Raw genomic sequence first — 409 nt, 5'->3', positions numbered from 1 at the left:
CATCCAGGTCCTCTCCGACGCGCTCGCCCAGACCCCCGGCCAGTCCACCGCGAAGATCCTCGTGCGCGTCGACGGGGCCGGGGCCGCCCGCGAACTCCTCAAGCACCTCGCCGCGTTGAACACCCGGCGCCGCACCGTGCGCTTCACGACCGGGTGGACGATCACGGATGCCGACGAGAAGGCCATCGCGAAACTCCCCGAGAAGGCATGGGAGGACTCGCTCAAGCAGAACGGCGAAGTCCAGGAGGGCTACGGGGCCGCGGAACTGACCGGACTGAACACCCGCCCCGACTGGATCAAGGGCATGCGCCTGACCGTCCGCCGGGTCCGACCCTCAGGCCGGCACCTGAAGGACCTGACCGCGTTCGAGAAGCAGACCGGCTGGAAGTACTCGATCACCGCCGCCAAC

At 68.9% G+C, this 409-nt stretch carries 1 pseudogene; it reads left to right on the top strand.

The features are described 5' to 3' along the window. A pseudogene (locus tag ACFVX9_RS39945) lies at window positions 1-409 on the top strand (IS1380 family transposase); the annotation flags it as partial.

Origin of the sequence: Kitasatospora sp. NPDC058243 (assembly GCF_042882025.1) — a bacterium.
Lineage (GTDB): Bacteria > Actinomycetota > Actinomycetes > Streptomycetales > Streptomycetaceae > Kitasatospora.
The sequence above is the reverse complement of the archived record's forward strand: the minus strand, read 5'-3'. Positions and strand labels throughout refer to the sequence as shown.